We start from the raw sequence: 17722 nt of genomic DNA, 5'->3' as shown, positions 1-17722 counted from the left end.
GGGACGGCGTATGAATACATTTTCACTCAAGATCATAGCCTGTGACCGGGTGTTTTATGATGGACCATGTGAGATATTGAAATTCCCCGGCTATGATGGACAGATGGCAATTCTGGCACATCACGAGAAGATGACGACGAATATTGAAGTCGGTGAGCTGCATTTCCGGACACCGGATGGAGAAGAGCATGTGGCAATCTGTTCCGACGGACTTCTGAAGGTAAAGAATAATGAGGTTGTTGTACTTGTCTATTCAGCAGAAAAACCGGAGGAAATCGACGAGTTCCGTGCACAGGCTGCGAAGGAACGTGCCATCGAGCAGATGCAGCAGAAACAGAGTATCATGGAATACCACGTATCCCGTGCTTCGCTTGCGAGAGCAATGGCGAGACTGCAGGGACATGACCGGTACGAAGTGAAGTAAATAAAAGGATGAAAAAACACCCAACTGTTCACAGAAACAGTTGGGTGTTTTTATCTGTATATTTTTCGTGAAGTAGCATTACTCCCGGTTTTTCAGTGCCTCTTCCATAGGAATCTTCCGGATCTTCTTATATTGCAGGAAACTTAATAATCCGTAACATACAATATCCCAGATCACAACCTGAACATAGATAGATGTTCCGATATGAACATTTTCCAGCCAGATATCAAAAGTCCGGAAGAGATAGACAATCATTGTCTTCAGGATGACTGTTGAAAGCGGCAGACTGATTGCTACACTGACAAGGACAGCTATCGCGGTTGAAATAATGTAGATTTTTCCGATTTCTCTGTTGTTGTAACCGAGAATCTTCGTCAGGGAAATCGATTCCGCATTTTTCTCCAACACAATCTTAGAGAGCAGGTAGATAACGATGACGAAGATAATAAGGGAAAGATATTTCATCAGAGGCATCATACGTCCCATCGAATCATTCATCTGATCACTTAACTTTGAATAGTCCGAAGGTCCCATCGTACTGTAGATGAAACTGTCATCTAAATCATCCAGCGCTTTGTCAGAGAAATAGCCTGTGAAATAATCCGCATCCTTCCCGAATGTGTCATTGTAATTATCAATGCTCATAAATACGGAGAAGGCCGCCGGGTAATTGAAGCTGCCGGCAATCCGGAAAGAATATTCTTTATCGCCATATTTTTCTACTATTTTAATCGTATCGCCCACTTTATAATTGTTCAGTTTCATGAACGATTTTGAGATGATTATATCCCCTTTTTCCGTAGGCATAGAAACCTGTGTCAGATACTTTGAATTATCTGCGATTCCATATACAAGCACTTCTTTTCCGTCATCATCCGCAAGCGCAGTCAGACAGTATTTTTCAGCAGATGAATCGTCTAGCTCTACCGGTGCTTTGAGTGTATATTGATAGTTTGCAATCAGGTGGTCAAGCACATTGTCTGTCTGGTCATTTAAGATTGGAAGCATGCTGGCAGAGAAGATAAACAGGATATTTGCCATCAGGATACCAATCGCCATCGTGATATAGTTGGAGCGGTTCTGCAGGATTGTACGAATCCGGAATCTTGTCAAAAACTTGAAGTTCGGAAGCTTTGTCACATGCTTTTTCTTACGTTTTGACAGATCATGCCGCAGGAAGTTAAGCGGTGACAATCCAAGCATTGATCGAAGCGCAAGGTAGTTGATCACTAACAGGATTGCAATCGGAATCACGGTCGTAAGTAGAAAGGCGTTTGCATTCCAGACAACCTTGAATACAGGCAGAGAGTAGGAATGGTAATACATGTCCTCCATGAATTTACGAAAACAAGTGTAACCGCCGATATTTCCGATCACTGCGGCTGCAAGGAATACATACGTGGGTGCAGCCATGTAATGCCGGATGATTTCGCCTTTTGTATATCCGGATGCACGCAGGGTTCCGATGGCACCGGCTTCCGCTTCAATCGTGCTGAAAGTCATAAGTGCGAAGATGAATGCAAGTAGTGCGATCATGATATAGAGCATCATGATCGTGCTGTTTGTATCGCCATCCATATCTTCCCTTGTAAATGAGATCGCTTTATTGTTCTGACGCATCAAAAAATCAGTCAGATAATTTCCCTGTGGAGCGAGCTGTTTGGACAATGTATTCATCAGGTTTGTGCTTGCGTCATAAGAAGCTCGGTCATCAAGACTTCTGTCCGAGAAATGATAAGCAAAGCTGTAGGTAAGCTTGCTTTCGGAGAATTCCTTGAAATAATCAGCAGTGACAAACCCCGTGGTAAATGTCGTTGCGCTGAACATCGAATCAGAGTTATTCTCGAACAGACAGCTATAATCCGGGACAGCAACTGTTCCGCAGATTGTTAAATCCTTTCCGTCAAAGGTGAGGGTGTCACCGATTTTGAGATTGTTGTTTTCTGCAAAGAGGCGGTCGATGGCAAGTTCTCCGTCCTTCTCCGGTGCGTGCCCTTCAAAGACTGAATATGTATTCAACGCCTCACGGTTTTCGTAGAGACGGATGGAATAATTGCTGTTACCTTCAAAGGTGTAATCAAAATTATAGAAGTACTGTTTGTAGATGGTTGCTTTTGCTGTGCCTGAATCTGTCTGGTCAGCGATTTTCTGCAGGTCAGCGACAGAGATTTCACTGTTTGTAGAGAAATGTCCATCCTCCAATTTATATGTCTCGATACCATCGTCGTAGGTGTGCATCATGCTCAGGGAAGTAACCAGCATACCACTGACGATTGAAATCATAAATGTCAGAAACAAAAAGATGGATATGTATTTTCCTTTTTCTTTTCTGATATCCCGAAGGATGCGTTTACGCAGTGGATTTTTGATTGTTTTATCAGCCATATGCATTCACCTACCAATCTAATTCCATCGCCGGTGTCTTTGTTTCGTTTGTATATTCTTTCCGGATCATACCGTCGCGGAGCTTGATCACACGGTCAGCCATGAGTTTGATGGCATCGTTGTGCGTAACGATGATGATGGTATTTCCGTATTTCCGGTTGACGTCTTCAATCAATTTCAGAATATCCTTGGAGGTATTGTAATCAAGGGCGCCGGTTGGCTCATCGCAGAGCAGCAGATCCGGATTCTTGACGATGGCACGACCGATGGATGTACGCTGCTGCTGACCGCCGGAAAGCTGGCTTGGAATCTTATCCTTATGCTCCCAAAGTCCAAGTGTATGAAGCAGGTCATCGACATCAAGCGGGTTGCTTCCGAGGTAAGCGCCGACCTCGATATTCTCCTTGACGGTCAGGTTCGGAATCAGGTTATAGAACTGGAATACGTAACCTAAGTGTTCACGTCGGTAGAGAGTCGTCTGCTTTTCGTTCATGGCAGACATGGCAGCACCGTTGATGATGATCTCTCCCTTATCATAGCTTTCGATGCCACCGATGATGTTCAACAGGGTAGACTTACCGGAACCGGATGGCCCGAGCAGGACGCAGATCTCGCCTTTCTCAATACCGGTAGAAAGTCCTTTTAAGACTTGTACACGGTTGTCTTTTTCACCATAGAACTTTTCAAGATTGTTGATTTGTAAGAACATGATTTTCCTCCTTTTATGTGACTGCGAATCGTGAAGCAAAACACGAATGCAGGTGATGGTAGCGAGTTGCAGATTATCACATTTCTACGCAGACTCGCTCGCGCTCACTTCCGCACATAGCAGACACTAAACTCACAAAGCACCAATTCTGCGAATTGTTACTCTGTTCGTTAAGTGCTGATGTGCTACAATGGTCTGCTTAAGAACATGTGATAATCTACAACTCTTACCTACCATAATGCTCGTGTTTTGCGATTACGTGATAGGCAGTGAATATAAAACTCCCAAATGCATTAACCTTTTTCTATTCTCATACGTGAAAACATATGAATATATGTTCATATATAAAATAAACGTGTAATACAGGTTTGTCAAGCATATTTTCGCTTGATTTGATGGATGTTTTATGTATTTGGTTAATTGCCGTGGTTATTATAACGCAAAAAGTTAGTCAAAACAAACCATTTATGCAGGATTTTTGAGCTGTTGGGAAATTTTCTCATTTGTGGGTGGCTGGTTGGGTAAAAAAGTTTAGAATTGGGAAAATACTCCAATGGGAAGAGTGAGGGAAGCAAGCTAGTTGGATAAAAAAGTTTAGAAACGGGAAAATACTCCAATGGGAAGAGGTAGAAAAGCAAGCAGGTTGGGTAAAAAAGTCCGGAAACGGGAAATTGCTCCAATGGGAAGAGTGAGGGAAGCAAGCTAGTTGGGTAAAAAAGTCAGGAAACGGGAAAATACTCCAATGGGAAGAGTGAGGGAAGCAAGCTAGTTGGGTAAAAAAGTCCGGAATCGGGAAATTGCTCCAATGGGAAGAGTCAGGGAAGCAAAAAAGCTCCAATGGAGAAACAGATAGAGAAAAAGAAAGTATGGATTGAGAAACAAATCACTCTGTGATACCATAGGAAAGAAATAGAAACAAACAAGAAAACAACCAAGGTACATATGAAATACATGAAAACGATAATCGATAATTCTTGGAATAAAATCAGGAGGAAATACAAGTGGAACCGAAAGCAGTCGTGAATTTACGAAAAGGAGAAGGTCGTACCATCAAGGCAGGTGGACTCTGGATCTTCGACAATGAGATAGAGAGCGTGATGGGAAGTGTGGAAGATGGCGATATTGTCATCGTACGTGATTTTGATGGATATCCGATGGGACGCGGATTCATCAACCGGAAATCAAAAATTACCGTTCGGATGCTGACCCGAGATGCAGAGCAGGATATCAACGAAGCATTTCTCCGTATGCGGGTGAAGAATGCATGGGAATACAGAAAAGCTGTGATGCAGGGCGATGATCTTACCTGTTGTCGTGTGATTTTCGGGGAAGCGGATTTCCTGCCGGGGCTTGTGGTTGATCGGTTCTCGGATGTGTTGGTTGTGGAATCCCTCGCACTTGGTATTGATTTATATAAGGAACAGATCGTGGATTTGCTGAAAGAGATTATGGCGCAGGATGGTGTCAAAATCCGTGGCGTATATGAGCGCAGTGACGCGAAGGTGCGTAAGAAGGAAGGACTTGCTCCATATAAAGGATGCATCGGTGCGGAGTTTGATCCGGTTGTCGAGATCGTGGAGAACGGCGTGCATTATAAGGTCGATGTGGCAAATGGACAGAAGACAGGATTCTTCCTTGACCAGAAATACAACCGGCTTGCGATGCAGAGACTGATTAAAGGTCTGACCAGAGGAGAGCAGGAGACACCGTTGCGTGTGCTTGACTGCTTTACACATATGGGAACCTTTGCATTAAATTGCGGTTATGCCGGAGCGAGTGATGTGTTAGGACTTGATATTTCAGAGTTTGCTGTGGAGCAGGCGAGAGAAAATGCGAAGCTCAATCATTTGGAGAAGACTGTACATTTTAAAGAGGCAAATGTATTGGACGAGCTTCCAAAGCTTGCTGAAGCAGGTGAGCAGTTTGATGTCGTAATCTTAGATCCACCGGCGTTTACCAAGTCACGCGAAGCAACCAAGAATGCAATCAAAGGCTACCGTGAGATCAACCGAAAAGGCTTGCAGCTCGTGAAAAACGGCGGGTATTTTGCAACCTGCTCCTGCTCCCATTTCATGACACAGGAATTGTTCACGAAGGTAATCGGTCAGGCTGCAAACAGCGTGCACAAGCGTCTTCGTCAGGTGGAATTCCGGCAGCAGGCACCGGATCATCCGATCTTGTGGGCGGCAGATGAGAGTTATTATTTGAAATTTTACATTTTTCAGGTTGTTGCTGAGAGATAGAAGACATGCAAGTGTGTTAAATATGGAGGTTTGCGATGAATAAACATATAGAAAAAGCAATGGAGCTTCGAAACGAAACTCCAATGGTAAGCAACTGTTCCCAGACGATTATGCGTTGTTACGCAGAGGATATGGGGATTTCAGAAGAAATGGCGGCAGGACTTGGCTGTAATTTCGGTGGTGGTATGAAATGCGGCGGTGTCTGTGGCGCAATCACAGGTGGTTTGATGGTGCTTGGTGCCAAGGGTGTTGAGAATCCGGCGAAGGTAAATGAATTCCGCAGGAAGATTGCGGAGAATCATGATGGCATGGTGAACTGTGTGGATCTGCTTCGTGCAAATGCGGCGAGGGGTGGCAACAAGAAAGAACACTGTGATAAGATGATTCAAGAGGCAATCACGCTCATAGATGAAATGGTATAAAAATACATAGATGAAATGGTTCATACATAGACGAAATGGTGTAAAAATTCCTTGACGGATTTTGTTATGTAACATAGAATAAAACCAATACGATAAAAAGGAAGCAATCAATGTTCTGGAAGATGACGACATTGCAATTGAAAAAAGGTTACATTTTCGCTCCTTACGGGGATAGTGCGCCTTTTTTCAGGAATAAAGTCTGATTATCAGAACCATTCTATGTAAATCAAGGTACATTATCTCCTTAACGATCAAATATAAGTTAAGGAGATTTTTTATGTTTAAAATTAAAAAACAAATATCGAAGTTGTACATGGCGTCCATTTTAGGCAATCTGTCATTGACGGGCGCGTGGGTCGCAATTCTTGCTGCGAGAGGATACAGTCTGGTCGAAATCGGAATTGCAGAGACGGTGTTTCATATTTTCAGTTTGACGTTTGAGATACCATCTGGTGTTTTTGCGGATGTATTTGGACGAAAGCAGATGCTTGTTGTGAGCAGTATTATGCGAGTGATTGGAAGCATCTGCATGATTTGCTCAAAGAATCTGACGATGGTGTGTGCAGCAATCGCATGTTTTGCAGTCAGCTATAATTTTTCTTCGGGATCTGGGGATGCGCTTGCGTATGATTCACTGAAACTGGTTGGTGAGGAGGCACGATATGAGCGCTACGCAGCCAATCAGTTGATTCTGTATCGGCTTTGCAATGGTATTTCTACATTGTGTGCGGGCTTTGCACTTTTTGTCGGATATAAGATTGCGTATGCATCGGATGTCCTGGTGACTTGCATTCAGATTGGAGTGTTGTTGTCGCTACGAGAGATTCGTTTGGATCACACAGGTACAGATCGAAAACAGGAGGTGTTACAGTCGGTATGGAAGGAACTCAGGGTATGTTTTGTGGAGAGTCTGCGCTTTCTAAAAAAGGCGAAACGGGCAGTGTTTCTGATGATATGTAATTCCTTTGTCGGCGCGGTTGATATTGTATTGCTGTTTTTCTTGCAGGCAAAGCTGCCGCAGACAGGTATGCCGGATTCGGCACTAGGAAGCTCTCTTTTCATCATGGAGATGGGAGGAATCCTTGGAGCCAAGCTGATCTTGTGGTGTAAGAACTTACGGTATCGCTGGGTGTTTGCGGTAACGTCTGTGCTCGTTTTATGTGGCGTATTGATTGAACATACAGGTATCGCGGTGCTTATGACGCTGGGTGGATTTGTAGCGGCATGCAGTGATGATGCACTTCAGGTTCGCACAGATGCTATCTTACAGGAAATGTTTCCGTCTGAGCAGCGGGCAACGCTGATATCAATGGAATCTTTTACATTCTCCGTGATTATGATCGCACTGTCACCGCTTGCAGGAATTGTGTTTTCTGTATGGTAAAAAGAATTGCCACCGGTTCCCGTTTGGAGCCGGCGGCAATGTATTGTGAAAATTCAGAAATGTAACATAGATGAAAGAAACAAAATAGATGTTGTTAATTCCGAAACTGCACGCGGCGAAGCCTGGGGAACAGGTGGAGCGGGAACCCGCATTTGAACTTTGAGAAGAGGGGAGAATATGCGTCAGTTTCGTTTTTTGATTTCGTGGGATGTGTGATTTTTTGTGCCTTTGAAATCTGGATGTAGTATACAATAGAAATTCTAAAAAAGGGGGATTTTTGACTGAACATGCGAAATTCCTGACTGAACTTCATTTTTAAGATATTTATATGATAAAAAAGACAAATAAATAATAAATATAAATTGACGAAAGAATAGTATTTTTGAGTAAAAAGTGCTATTGGGAATGCGAATGTGTTGTACTTGCATATTTTAGCGCGGTAGTGTATATTATATATAAGGATTGAGGCGTATGTTTCCGGACTGCGCTGAGGCGAGGCGGATAGATTCCGACCTCGCCATTTACATTTTGTGAGTGGTGGCAAGCATTTTATGCTTGCCTTTTTTATACCTAATTGGAACCCTTCGTCAGCATAAATATACTCGCAAGAAGATTCACGGAGCAGATACGAAGGTGGATGAATCAGAACATTTTGTGTTTGAAAATCATCATGAAGCCATTATTGATTATAAAACATGGGCATATACGCAGGAGCAGCTTAAAAAGAGAACCACAACGCATTACCGTGGTGTGAAGAAATATGATAATGTATACTCTGGTTTTCTGTTTTGTGGGGATTGCGGTTCGCCGATGTTTTCTATGAGCAGAAGCGACATTGCACCGGCATATACCTGTGGGACTTACCATAAAAGAGGTTTGAAGGGACCTACGCAGAGATTGAGGATGAATTGATTAACAGAATCAAAGGACTCCAAAATCAGATGAATCTGAATGTGGATAAGCGAAATGATATTATTCGAATCAACAGACTGGCGAAGACGGCCATTGATATTTTCAATGATATCCTGAATAAGAAGAGTCTGGATAAGAAAGACTTAGAGTTGATTATTGACAAGATAATCGTTTTTGAGGACAGAATACATGTGAAGCTGAAAGCAGATATTGATAATCTCTTAAAAGTCGGTGTTGTAACTACTTTCTACTATTAGCAGGTAGAGGGCAGGGAACAACTGCTAAGTGTTGCTGAAGAAACGAATGGCAACGTGGCCAGTACTATAACAGATATCGGTACAGATAACTCAGAACATATGGAAATGATTGCATCAGAAGTGAAAGCAGGAAAAGATCCAATCGTAAATTTTAATCAAGACAGTAAAGTTATAGTAAAACATATGGAGTCACCTGATACACAAAATAATTCAACCAAGTCAGGTATCAATGACGCCTTGTCCACTACCGTTCCGCTAAAAATCCGCAACAAACCGGAACGACTCTTTACTGTCAATGTTATCAGTAGTGATGACCCGCTATTGACAACATTGACACAGTGCCGAAATGCTGATAAACAGGGCGTTTGTGAGAATTCGAAGGTGCCGGAAAAGGAGAACAAGGCATTGGTGGAGGAGAGAATCGGACAGATAAAGAGGGAATTGTTTGTTGGCGGTATGATTGGACTGGCAGAGAGAGTGGGGAAAGGATAAGGGTGGTATTATGGAACTTAACTACACAATTTACCGTTATGATGCTGACAGAAATGCAGTGATTATGACGGATATGGATGGCAGGGAACTTGTTATAGAATGTGACAAGGCAGAAGCAAATGTAATCTACGAGGAGCCGTTAGACGCTGCGTACTTATCAAGATTGGCACGAGAAGAGCCTGCAAGCTATGTAAGTTTCGCGTTGAAGCCGGGCGGATTGCAGAGATATGTGGAAGCAATGGTGGAGTTTAATTGAATAGGATTTAAAGAAATACCGATTGGAGAAATCTGACCGGTGTTTTTATGTAAAAGAAATTCAGAATTGCAAATTGAAATCTGCAAAATTGCATTGAGAGAACATTTAGGAAATGTTATACTTAAAATTAACAAAAATAGTTCTTTCTATGTTTCAGGAGGACGGAAATGACAGTAAAATATGATAAGTTGTGGGTTATTTTAAATGAACGTTGAATGATGAAAACAGAATTAATTAGAGCGGCAAAAATTAGTACAAATGCAATGGCAAAGCTTGGAGAAAACGAAGATGTCCGGGTGGAAGTTTTGGCGAAGATTTGTGTGACTTTGGGATGTAAGTTGGATGATATTGTGAAGATAGAGTCCTGATAAACTGTGTAAAGGAGAAACTAGGAGTTGGAAAATTCAGAAGAAAAAAATTTAGATGTAAAAGATACAATGCAAGATAAAGCATATAAAGTTATTAAAAAATGTAAGGAAATTGCTGAGAAAGATTTTACAAAATTTAGCGCACTATTTGTGGCAGTTATGACTGTAGGATTATGGGTAATTAAAGGTATGTGGTATGCATATCAATCAGGAAGATTTTCTGTATATGGAATTGCTTCTTGTTATATAACATCTGATGATGAGAGCTTTTTGCTACAAATAATTCAGCTGGCGGCAGTTCTTATAGTGTGGTTTGGAATAAATTACTTATTCTATACAATATTGGTTTCAGAGGATGAAACAAAATATCATTGGAAACGAAAACTTAAATCAGTAGTATTTTGGATTGTAGAAATGCTACTGTTGCTTATCATGGTTCTCATAACTTCAAGAGTTAGTATTATTAACTTAATAAAGGATTCAACGGTAGAAAGTGTAGTTATGTTATTGATTGTACTTGCTTTTGTTTGTGCTGCGGTAAACATATATGGTATAGAATTTGCGATTGAGAAGAAATTTTCTGATCGTAAGAAAAAGAAGTTAAAAAGCAAGTTAGAAAAGCAAAAAGATATTGACGATGGGAATCAACATAAGAGAAATAGTAAGAATATGATATTTACAGTTTTCATTACAGTTGCTTTAGAGATATTACTTATGTACATACTTGGTATTACATATGAAAATGACAGGTCTTCTTATAAAATAGTATTAGTTGAACAAGAAGCTGATGAAGATAGTAAATATATATTTCATTATCAATCAAGGCAGATGAATTATACAATATGCCCTATTGTTTTTGAAAATAGTGATTACTATATTTTGACCAGGCTATATAAAAGAGACGGCAAAATTGAAATGGATTATGAATATCAAAAAATAATTGAAAAAACAGATACAGAAACATTCAATTGCGAAAATATTTATGGGATAAATATAGGTGAATAATTTTTTATGTAAGAACTTCCGATAATACAAAATTATGAGAAGTTTAAAGATGTGAGAAGGAGGTAGCGATGGTTTCGAATTTTGATTTTTTGAAGAAAGATTTTCCGGTGCTTTCAAATTTTGGAAAAATGGCTGAGAAATATTGTTACTCTGATTCAAATTCATGTTTAATGAAGTTGGGGATGATTGGAGAAACTATTGTAAATTTAATGTTTACATATGATAGAATTGCATTTCCACATGATAACACAGCAGTTGCACGTATAGACACATTAAGTAGAGAAGGGTTACTTACAAGTGACTTAGTTACTATTTTGCATGGCCTTAGAAAGGTAAGAAATAAAGCAGTACATGAAAATTATGCTTCGATAGCAGATGACAAAATATTTTTGCCGATGGCACACAGTCTCTGTGAATGGTTTATGCAGACCTATGGAGATTGGAATTATTCTCATAGAGATTTTGTCATGCCGGAAGAAAATACAGTATCAGGTACAGTTGATAAAGAGGCTGAAGAGAAAAAGGAATCAGAACTCACAAAGTTAGCAGAACAAATGGCAGCAGCGGCTCCGATTATTGAACAGACAGAGCGTAAGAAGCAAGCTTATAAAGCAGCCAATCAAAGACCAAAAACAGAAGCGGAAACTCGTTTCTTGATTGATGAACAATTACGAATGGTAGGATGGGATGCAGATACCGAAAATCTGCGCTACTCCAAGGGAACTCGTCCTACAAAAGGTAGAAATCTCGCAATCGCTGAATATCCTACGAATTCTAAAGTGGGAAATAGGGGATATGCAGATTATGCACTTTTTGTAGGAGAGAAATTAGTTGGTATTATCGAAGCAAAAGCTATTCATAAGGATATCCCTTCTGTTATTGATTATCAAGGAAAAGACTATCCAAGATGTATTCGAAAAGAAGATGAGAAATACGTTATAGATACATGGGGAGAATTTAAAGTTCCATTTACCTTTGCAACAAATGGAAGACCTTACCTTAAGCAGTATAAGACAAAATCCGGTATCTGGTTTTTGGATTTAAGAAAACCGGATAATTCACCGATGCCATTGCGTGGCTGGATGAGTCCTGATGGAATGGAAGAATTGCTTGCTGCGGATATAGAAGGTAAGAATAAGAATCTGAAGGAAATGTCATATGACCTTTTGACAGATAAAGACGGACTGAATTTGAGACCTTATCAGCTGAACGCAATTAGGGCGGCAGAGGAGGCTGTTATTAACGGAAAGCAAACCGCATTATTAGCAATGGCTACCGGTACGGGTAAAACAAGAACTGTATTAGGTATGATTTACCGATTCCTTAAGACAGAGAGATTTCGTCGCATCTTGTTTTTGGTAGACCGTACAGCATTAGGAGAACAGGCTCAGGATGTTTTCGAAGAAGTAAAAATGGAAGATCTCCTCACGCTTGATGATATTTATAATATTAAAGGTTTAGAAGACAAAACAATTGATAAGGAGACTCGTATCCACATTTCGACTGTTCAGGGAATGGTTAAGCGAATTATGTACAATGACGGTGAAACCATGCCTGCTGTTTCAGACTATGATTTGCTCATAATAGATGAAGCACACCGCGGATACATCCTCGACAAAGAAATGGGAGAAGATGAGGCACTTTATAGAGACCAAAGAGAATATCAGAGTAAGTATAGGTCAGTTATAGAATATTTTAATGCTGTGAAAATTGCACTTACAGCAACACCGGCATTACAGACTACAGAAATCTTTGGAGAACCGGTTTTTAAATATACCTATCGTGAGGCTGTTATTGAGGGATATTTAGTAGATCATGATGCACCTCATGAGTTAAAGACTAAATTAAATACAGAAGGTATTCATTATAAAAAAGGTGATGCAGTTACAATATATGACCCAATTACTGGAGAAATCGAAAATAGCGAGTTGATAGAGGATGAATTGGATTTTGATGTAGATTCATTTAATAAGCAGGTTATAGTAGAATCCTTTAATAGAACGGTTTTGGAAGAAATAGCAAAAAATATAGATCCGGAATCCCCGAGGGAACAGGGGAAAACATTGATTTATGCTGTTAATGATGACCATGCAGATATGATTGTATCAATACTTAAGGATATTTACACAGAATATGGTGTTGATAATGATGCAATTATGAAGATTACTGGCAGTGTAGCCAACGGAAATAAAAAGAAAATACAAGAGGCAATAAAGCGTTTCAAAAATGAAGATTATCCATCCATTGTTGTCACGGTTGATTTGTTGACAACAGGTATTGATGTACCTTCGATTTCAACGTTAGTGTTTATGCGCCGTGTTAAATCTCGTATTTTGTTTGAGCAGATGTTGGGACGTGCTACACGTTTGTGCAAAGAGATTCACAAGACACATTTTGATATTTATGACCCTGTTGGTGTTTACGATGCTTTAGAGGATGTCAATACAATGAAACCAGTAGTAGCAAATCCAAGCACATCATTTACACAGTTATTAGATGGTTTAGAGGAATTGAATGATGAAGCACACGTAAAGAATCAGATTAATCAGGTAATCGCAAAGCTACAGCGTAAAAAGAAAAATATTGATGAAAAAACGATGGAGCATTTCATTGATATGTCAGGAGGAATGGACCCGACACAGTTTGTAGTTGATATTCAAAAGCGCAGTCCGGAAGATGCTAAAAAGAGATTGTTGGCATATTACGATTTATTCCGTATGCTTCAGGAAAGTAAGCCAAATGGTGGACGACCTGTTGTTATTTCTGATGAACAAGATACTTTTATCGAAGAGAGAAGGGGCTACGGAAATAAAGATGCCCGCCCAGAAGATTACATAGATGCATTCTCAAGCTATATTCAAAATAATATCAATGAGATTGCAGCATTAAAAATTATCTGTACAAAGCCGCGTGAACTTACCAGGGATAGCTTGAAGTCCCTGATGCTTACGTTGGATAGAGAGGGATATACAACACAGCAAGTAAATACGGCAATATCACAATTGACAAATGAGGAAATGGCAGCAGATATTATAAGCTTGATTCGCAGATATGCTATAGGTTCAGTGCTTATCAGCCATGAGGCAAGAATTAGAAAGGCTGTGGATCGATTGCGAAAAGCACATTCTTTTACTATGCAGGAACAAAATTGGATTAAGAGAATGGAAGATTATTTGCTGAATGAATCGGTATTGAATATTACAGTATTCGATGAGGACAGTCGTTTTAAATCGCAGGGTGGGTTTACCAAGATAAATAAAATATTTAGTGACAAATTAGAAAGTGTCGTTTTAGAACTCAATGAGTATCTATATGATGATGGAGGAAGAACTGCATGACAACACAAGAAATCGTATCAAAACTTTGGAATCTCTGTAATGTATTAAGAGATGATGGAATTACCTATCATCAGTATGTAACTGAGCTTACATATATTCTGTTTCTTAAAATGGCAAAGGAAACCGGTGCAGAGAAGCAGATACCGGAAGGTTATCGTTGGGATGTATTAAAATCAAAAAGTGGTGTTGAATTAAAGAAATTTTACAAAGAATTGCTGAATCATCTGGGAGAAAACTGTACAGGACGCGTAAGAGAAATTTATCAGGGTTCCGCAACTAATATTGAGGAGCCAAAGAACCTCGAGAAAATTATTACGACGATTGATGGACTTGATTGGTTTTCAGCTCGTGAAGAGGGGTTGGGCAATCTTTATGAGGGATTATTGGAGAAAAATGCCAACGAAAAGAAATCCGGAGCAGGTCAGTATTTTACTCCTAGAGTTCTTATTGATGTGATGACAAGATTAATGAAACCACAGCCGGGAGAACGCTGTAATGACCCAGCCTGTGGAACGTTTGGATTCATGATTTCTGCCAGCCAGTATGTGAGAGAGAATACAGATGATTTATTCCAATTAGATGCGGATACTGCAAAATTCGAAAGAGAAGAGGCGTTTACCGGCTGTGAGCTTGTGCATGATACACATAGACTTGCATTGATGAATGCAATGCTACATGATATTGAAGGTGAAATAAAACTTGCAGATACTTTATCCAATGCTGGAAAAGAAATGAAAGGATATGATGTAGTATTAACGAACCCGCCTTTTGGGACCAAGAAGGGTGGAGAGCGTGCTACAAGAGACGACTTTACATTCCCAACCAGCAATAAGCAGCTCAATTTCCTGCAGCATATTTACAGAAGTTTGAATACAGATGGAAAAGCAAGAGCAGCAGTTGTATTGCCGGATAATGTTTTATTTGCAGATGGAGATGGCGAAAAAATCCGTAAAGACCTTATGGAAAAATGTAACCTGCATACAATCCTTAGACTGCCTACCGGAATTTTCTATGCCCAGGGAGTAAAGACAAATGTATTGTTCTTTACGAGAGGTAAAACGGATAAGGCGAATACTAAAGAAGTTTGGATATATGACCTCAGAAATGACATGCCATCATTTGGAAAGACAAATCCTTTGAAAAAAGAAGATTTCGATGACTTTGTTGCTTGCTATGCAGATGGCGATTTGTCAGCACGTAAAGAAACATATAGTGAAGAAAATCCAAATGGAAGATGGAGAAAATTCACATATGATGAAATTTTAGCAAGGGATAAAACAAGTCTTGATATTACATGGATGAAGAGTGATTCGGGGACAGATGATTACACTCTTGCAGAATTGTTAGAACAAATAAAGGAAAAATCATCCAACATATCTAAGGCGGTTGCGGAATTGGAAGCACTTATAGGAGAGGTGGAAGAATAATGGATATAAAAGCATTACGACAAAAAATTCTTGACCTTGCTATTCGCGGTAAATTAGTTCCACAGGATCCAAACGATGAACCAGCATCCGTATTGCTGGAGCGTATCAGGGCTGAAAAACAACAGATGGTCAAGGATGGCAAGTTAAAACCTAAGGATATTAAGAATAATACCATTATCTTTGTTGGTGAGGATAATTTACATTATGAGAAGTTCCAGGACGGAACCGTGAAATGTATTGAGGATGAGATACCTTTTGAACTGCCGGAAGGGTGGGAATGGTGTAGGTTTACGTCTGTTACTGTTAATCGTGATAGCGAAAGAAAACCTATCTCATCAGCTAATCGTACTAATGTTGCTAAAATATATGACTATTATGGTGCTTCTGGAAAAATTGACAAAATAGATAAGTTTATATTTAATGAGAAACTATTGCTAATAGGTGAAGATGGTGCAAATCTTGTAACAAGGAGTAAACCTATTGCTTTTTTTGCAGAAGGACAGTATTGGGTAAATAATCATGCACATTGCATTGATTCAACTGATAAACTGATCTTAGAATATCTTTGTTTATATATTAATGCAATTAGCCTTGAAAAGTATGTAACAGGTTCTGCTCAACCTAAAATGACACAGGATAATATGAATTCAATACTTATTGCACTTCCGCCATATGAAGAGCAAAAAAGATTGGAATTTCAGGTTAATCACATATTAAAGACAGTTTCGACTATTGAAAACGAAAAAGAGGATATTGTTAATTACATTATTTCTGCAAAATCCAAAATTCTAGACCTTGCCATTCGAGGTAAACTTGTACCACAAGACTCGAATGACGAGCCTGCTTCTGTCCTGCTTGAACGTATACGAGCAGAGAAAGAAGAGCTCATCAAACAGGGTAAAATCAAGCGTGATAAGAAGGAATCTATCATCTTCAAAGGTGAGGATAACTCTTATTATGAGAAGGTAGGTGCTGAAATTCGATGTATTGATTCGGAAATTCCTTTTGAAATTCCAGATGGTTGGATGTACGAGAGACTGGGTAATATTTGTTCTATTGCCAGAGGCGGTTCTCCAAGACCTATTGAAAATTATCTCACCGATGACGAAAATGGTCTAAACTGGATAAAAATCGGGGATACCGAACAAGGAGGCAAATATATCTACTCAACAAAAGAAAAAATTCGTCCTGAAGGGTTAAGTAAAACAAGATATGTATGTAGCGGAGATTTCTTACTTACTAATTCCATGAGCTTTGGTCGACCGTATATACTAAGAACGAATGGCTGCATACACGACGGATGGCTCGTTATTGGAGGAATAGAGATAGCCTTCCACCAGGATTATTTATATTATATGCTCAGTTCATCAATTATGTATAATGCATTAAGTTCACTTGCTGTAGGCTCTACAGTTAAGAACCTCAAATCTGATAGCGTAAAATCACTTCTTGTTCCTATTCCACCACTTGCAGAACAAGCTTGTATCTCTAGGCAAATTGAAAATTATTTTGCTACTATGCTCCCAATAGAAAGAAGCCTCAGCTGAGGCTTCTTCTTATTGCAGATGTAATTGAAAAAGCAGACGTTATTACTGCAGAAATTCTTTCTTGTTCAGAATATGGAGGAATGGGCACAAGCATATTCTTTAATGTGAGAGGTTTTAATTCCTTTTGATTTGTTGAGCCTTCACCCTGCTTTTCGAGTTTGTGTTGATTTGCCTTCATAAAGATATATAGGTAAAATTTTTGAATACTGCTACATGCTCGTATAACTGTGACGTGGGAATCGGGAACAATAGGAAGCATTACATTATTATCATAATTACGGTAGAAGCCGATACGCCCTAAAGTACCTGTCCCGGTTGAGTTTACAACAATATCTCCGTCCTGCATGTACTCATCATCGGAGTATTTACTCAATGTACTTTCGTCGAGATATAGAGCTAAGCCAGTATCTATACCTGCATACTTTGTATTACATTTTTGAGCAAAAACAAGTGTGTTACTTTGTTCAGTATATTTGGGTGACTTTCCTCGACGTATTTCCTTGGTGCAGCAATTCTGCAATCGCACCCATTCCCATGTTTTAGGAATCTCAAA

At 39.7% G+C, this 17722-nt stretch carries 16 protein-coding genes; 13 read left to right on the top strand and 3 right to left on the bottom strand.

Translation table 11 applies throughout. The annotated features are described in order from the left end of the window. Window positions 1-10: 10 nt before the first annotated feature. A complete protein-coding gene (gene atpC, locus H9Q76_RS09625) occupies window positions 11-424 on the top strand; it encodes an ATP synthase F1 subunit epsilon (protein WP_021986279.1) in 414 nt (137 codons plus the stop codon). Between the two features lie 78 nt (window positions 425-502). Here atpC and H9Q76_RS09620 read toward each other — a convergent pair whose 3' ends face one another. Both H9Q76_RS09620 and H9Q76_RS09615 read right to left on the bottom strand, forming a co-directional pair. Then, on the bottom strand, window positions 503-2809 hold the full coding sequence (locus H9Q76_RS09620) for an ABC transporter permease (protein ID WP_021986278.1): 2307 nt from the start codon (window positions 2807-2809) through the stop codon (window positions 503-505). 10 nt (window positions 2810-2819) lie between these two features. Next, entirely contained in the window at window positions 2820-3518 is a 699-nt protein-coding gene (locus H9Q76_RS09615; RefSeq protein WP_021986277.1) for an ABC transporter ATP-binding protein, read from the bottom strand. 1001 nt (window positions 3519-4519) lie between these two features. On the opposite strand from H9Q76_RS09615, the gene H9Q76_RS09610 reads away from it, so the two are divergent. The 12 genes from H9Q76_RS09610 (at window position 4520) to H9Q76_RS09555 (ending at window position 17169) form a co-directional block, all read left to right on the top strand. Then, complete coding sequence (locus H9Q76_RS09610; protein WP_249321021.1) at window positions 4520-5761, top strand: class I SAM-dependent rRNA methyltransferase; 1242 nt, start codon at window positions 4520-4522, stop codon at window positions 5759-5761. Window positions 5762-5796: 35 nt separating this feature from the next. Then, window positions 5797-6183 carry a C-GCAxxG-C-C family protein gene (locus tag H9Q76_RS09605; protein ID WP_177982451.1) on the top strand — a complete coding sequence of 129 codons (387 nt, stop codon included), beginning with the start codon at window positions 5797-5799 and terminating at the stop codon, window positions 6181-6183. Window positions 6184-6460: 277 nt separating this feature from the next. Further along, window positions 6461-7567: an MFS transporter gene (locus tag H9Q76_RS09600; protein ID WP_177982450.1), complete on the top strand. Its 1107-nt coding sequence runs from the start codon at window positions 6461-6463 to the stop codon at window positions 7565-7567. 633 nt (window positions 7568-8200) lie between these two features. Next, a complete protein-coding gene (locus H9Q76_RS09595; protein WP_249321020.1) occupies window positions 8201-8479 on the top strand; it encodes a recombinase zinc beta ribbon domain-containing protein in 279 nt (92 codons plus the stop codon). Then, entirely contained in the window at window positions 8476-8736 is a 261-nt protein-coding gene (locus tag H9Q76_RS09590; protein WP_177982445.1) for a hypothetical protein, read from the top strand. Before H9Q76_RS09595 ends, H9Q76_RS09590 begins: the two co-directional genes overlap by 4 nt. A gap of 99 nt (window positions 8737-8835) precedes the next feature. Beyond that, window positions 8836-9228 carry a hypothetical protein gene (locus tag H9Q76_RS09585; protein ID WP_249321019.1) on the top strand — a complete coding sequence of 131 codons (393 nt, stop codon included), beginning with the start codon at window positions 8836-8838 and terminating at the stop codon, window positions 9226-9228. Between the two features lie 10 nt (window positions 9229-9238). After that, window positions 9239-9484 carry a DUF6061 family protein gene (locus H9Q76_RS09580; protein WP_243275602.1) on the top strand — a complete coding sequence of 82 codons (246 nt, stop codon included), beginning with the start codon at window positions 9239-9241 and terminating at the stop codon, window positions 9482-9484. Window positions 9485-9702: 218 nt separating this feature from the next. Then, entirely contained in the window at window positions 9703-9852 is a 150-nt protein-coding gene (locus H9Q76_RS09575; protein ID WP_243275601.1) for a helix-turn-helix domain-containing protein, read from the top strand. 27 nt (window positions 9853-9879) lie between these two features. Next, window positions 9880-10857, top strand: a complete 978-nt coding sequence (locus tag H9Q76_RS09570; RefSeq protein ID WP_196020185.1) for a hypothetical protein — start codon at window positions 9880-9882, stop codon at window positions 10855-10857. A gap of 68 nt (window positions 10858-10925) precedes the next feature. Then, complete coding sequence (gene hsdR, locus H9Q76_RS09565) at window positions 10926-14195, top strand: type I restriction-modification system endonuclease (RefSeq protein WP_249321018.1); 3270 nt, start codon at window positions 10926-10928, stop codon at window positions 14193-14195. Continuing rightward, entirely contained in the window at window positions 14192-15622 is a 1431-nt protein-coding gene (locus tag H9Q76_RS09560) for a class I SAM-dependent DNA methyltransferase (RefSeq protein ID WP_196020182.1), read from the top strand. The genes hsdR and H9Q76_RS09560 overlap by 4 nt, the downstream gene beginning before the upstream one ends. Further along, window positions 15622-17169 carry a restriction endonuclease subunit S gene (locus tag H9Q76_RS09555; protein ID WP_249321017.1) on the top strand — a complete coding sequence of 516 codons (1548 nt, stop codon included), beginning with the start codon at window positions 15622-15624 and terminating at the stop codon, window positions 17167-17169. Before H9Q76_RS09560 ends, H9Q76_RS09555 begins: the two co-directional genes overlap by 1 nt. On the opposite strand, the gene H9Q76_RS09550 is transcribed toward H9Q76_RS09555, so the two are convergent. Then, window positions 17162-17695 carry a restriction endonuclease subunit S gene (locus H9Q76_RS09550; RefSeq protein ID WP_249321016.1) on the bottom strand — a complete coding sequence of 178 codons (534 nt, stop codon included), beginning with the start codon at window positions 17693-17695 and terminating at the stop codon, window positions 17162-17164. The two genes, H9Q76_RS09555 and H9Q76_RS09550, sit on opposite strands and share 8 nt — an antisense overlap. Between the last annotated feature and the right edge of the window lie 27 nt (window positions 17696-17722).

It is taken from the genome of Wujia chipingensis (genome assembly GCF_014337155.1).
Classification (GTDB): domain Bacteria; phylum Bacillota; class Clostridia; order Lachnospirales; family Lachnospiraceae; genus Coprococcus_C; species Coprococcus_C hominis.
The sequence above is the reverse complement of the archived record's forward strand: the minus strand, read 5'-3'. Positions and strand labels throughout refer to the sequence as shown.